General features: G+C 45.2%; 2 protein-coding genes. Both read right to left on the bottom strand.

The features are described from left to right. A partial coding sequence (locus H6S82_RS29205) for an ATP-binding protein (protein WP_191057174.1) occupies positions 1-436 on the bottom strand: 436 nt, incomplete at its 3' end. A gap of 372 nt (positions 437-808) precedes the next feature. Continuing rightward, positions 809-2,248 (bottom strand): cyclic nucleotide-binding domain-containing protein, encoded by a 1,440-nt coding sequence (locus H6S82_RS29200; RefSeq protein ID WP_347339566.1) that lies wholly within the window; start codon positions 2,246-2,248, stop codon positions 809-811. Positions 2,249-2,425 lie beyond the last annotated feature (177 nt).

Genomic DNA, 2,425 nt, shown 5'->3' with positions numbered 1-2,425 from the left:
GTAGTTTGTAACGAGTCTTAATATGCTTGCAGAGGCTCAACTCTGTTCCCTCAGCGTTCCAATTCACTTGGTCAAACACTTTGTACAGAATATATAAGCCTCTGCCGCATTCTGACTCATCTGGAGGCAAATGCTCGTCGGGATCGATCTCGCACTTACAACAAGGGCTAAATCCCGATCCTTGATCGGAGATCACCCAACAGTAGTGATCGGCGATCGTTGCAAATCGCACTACAACTGTTTTACTGGGATCGAGTTTATTTCCATGCTTGGCAGCATTCACCAAAGCTTCTTGCAATCCCAGTCGAACTTCTAGCTGCCATTGGTCGGGAATTTCCGCCACCAGCAGATCCAGAATCGGACAAAGGTAGAGGGTAGAAGCAAAGCTGATGGTAGCCCAAGTGCGCCCAGTCGGACGCTTTGATATAGCAATCACACTGAAGACCCCCTCGCTTTCAGGTGGACAGACTGAAGTCTTTGCACAGCTTCCATCCTTGCGATTGTTGCATTCTGTTTGGTTATAAGCTTTTTCTCAGGTTTGGTGGGTTCATAAATAGGCTTTACCAACCACATTGCAATTGTTACTGTGCATTTTTTTAATGATGCCTATGTTTAGTACGATCCCACGGTAGTACACATTACCATCCAAGATTTTCAGAGTCGATAGCAGAGCTATGGCCATCTTTCCACCGCTACAGGTGTATGGTTTCTTGGTGTAGGTCATACCTACCTAACTCTTATTGTATCGAAACATTTTTAAAACACCAGAGGTAATTGCAGAGAAGCTAGAGGCTAGTTCCTAGCTCGCTCAAATACCGAAAAGGCTTTGAATGCGTTTGCGTATCCATATAAAAGGCGTCTCCTGCGAGGCATCTGCTGTTGATAAGCCTAAGTCTCGCAGCGCCTGTTGACGTTCGGAAAGGGTTTGGGCAATTTGATCTGCTAAACCCTGATGCTCTACTAATAACTTCTGTAAATCATTTCGGTCTACAACAAACAGTATCGTGTCCGATAAGGTGCGAACCGTCGCTGAGCGCGGAATTCCCAACAGCAAAGACATCTCGCCAAAAAACTCCCCATCGTGAAGCGTGGCGATATATTTCTCGGCCCGCTGCGAAAAAACTTCCACAGAACCTGTCAAAATGATGTAAAATGAGTCACCTGGTTCATTTTCTTGACAAACAATCTGTCCTGCCGGAAAAAGTTGTCGATACCCATACTCAATTAACTGCCGCAGTTCGAGATCGCTACAAGACTCAAAGTAAGTAACCCTCCGCAACAATTCGCGCAGATTTAAGTTATTAGGCGATTTCGGCAATGGATGAGTTGTTTCTGACGGTGAGGTCTTTTGGGAAGCTACATTGCTATTGGAAACTTCCGTACCGCCAGTTTGATGAACCAGCGTGTTTAACTCCTCTATATTTCTAATCCAGAGTTCCCGTTGCGGGAAAGGAATATGGATCTGGCGATGACGTAATTCCTGCTCGATCCGAAAGTTTAAAGCGCTTTTGAGCGGTTCGCTATTTGCAGGTTGGTCGATCCAAACCAATAATTCAAAATTGAGAGTACTTTCCGCGAAACATTTAAACCACACTTTGGGCGATGGATAGGATAAAACCCCAGGTTCCATACGAGCAGCAGCTAGCAGTGCCTCTGTGACCAATACTGGATCGCTACCGTAGGCAACGCCGACCGGAACATGGATACAGCACTTGGGATCGCGATAAGTCCAGTTAACAATATGATTTTCAACAAAACGAATATTAGGAACAATTACAAAAACTCCATCGATAGTACGGACAATCGTAGAACGGATAGAAATGTTTTCTACAGTTCCCAATAACCCTTCCACCTCAACAAAATCGCCGACTTTAATCGGTTGTTCCACAAGGAGCGTCAATCCGCTGATAAAATTACTGGCTAAATTTTGTAGCCCAAAACCAAATCCAATTCCCAAAACTCCAGCTAATACAGCCAGAGAACTGAGATTTATGCCTGCGGTTTGCAGCACAATCAAACCACCCAAAGCAGAGAGGAAATAGCTGATGACAGTAGAGATAGCTTCTCGACTTCCCCTATCTAGTTTCAAACGCACTAGGAGCCCCCGCTTCATCCACTCGCCTAGCGCTCTGGAAATGAAAAAGACAGCCAAAGCTAACAAAATCAGCGTGACGATCGAACTGATCGACAGAGGTTTGTCCCCCGCCCGCAAAAGTTCAGCCGTAAATAGCTCGGATAAGCTTTTCAAGATTTTCCGCCCATGCTGGATAATCCAATTCATATAAAACTACACTTTCAGGAGGGTGTGAGGAGAGAGCGATCGCAAATCCGCTCAGAACGCAAAGCGTCTGGAGCCTTGTCAAATTTGACATTCACTCTAATATCTCAAAATTTTCTCTTGAAAGCCCTACCCATCGATTGTTGC

Origin of the sequence: Planktothrix sp. FACHB-1355, from assembly GCF_014748295.1 — a bacterium.
Classification (GTDB): Bacteria; Cyanobacteriota; Cyanobacteriia; order Cyanobacteriales; family Aerosakkonemataceae; genus Aerosakkonema; species Aerosakkonema funiforme_A.
This window is presented reverse-complemented; position numbering and strand designations above follow the sequence as displayed.